At 28.7% G+C, this 244-nt stretch carries 1 protein-coding gene; it reads left to right on the top strand.

Going from position 1 to position 244, the window contains the following annotated elements; translation table 11 throughout:
- Positions 1 to 62 precede the first annotated feature (62 nt).
- Positions 63 to 212, top strand: a complete 150-nt coding sequence (locus tag ACFINS_RS11400) for a hypothetical protein (protein WP_155245617.1) — start codon at positions 63 to 65, stop codon at positions 210 to 212.
- Positions 213 to 244: the final 32 nt, after the last annotated feature.

Raw genomic sequence — 244 nt, 5'->3', positions numbered from 1 at the left:
TTTAAAAAAGAGCTAAACGTGTTGAAAGAAAAAATTAATAAAATAATCTAAAACGTAAAAATATGGCTCAAAGTGAAAAGAGGCAAAGAGCTTATTGCGATGTTTTCGTTGGATTTTTAAAAAGAGCAAAAGGGATTTTTATTATGTCTTATTTTGGTTGCACTTTTTTCATTTTCAGCCGCTTTAAAAAAGCTGATGCTATTTGGTTGTGAAAAGGGTAAAAAAACAATATAAAACGACAGTG

The organism is Bartonella sp. AA2SXKL (genome assembly GCF_042197205.1).
Classification (GTDB): domain Bacteria; phylum Pseudomonadota; class Alphaproteobacteria; order Rhizobiales; family Rhizobiaceae; genus Bartonella.
Note: the sequence above shows the minus strand (reverse complement) of the source record. Positions and strands in the feature narration are given on the sequence as shown.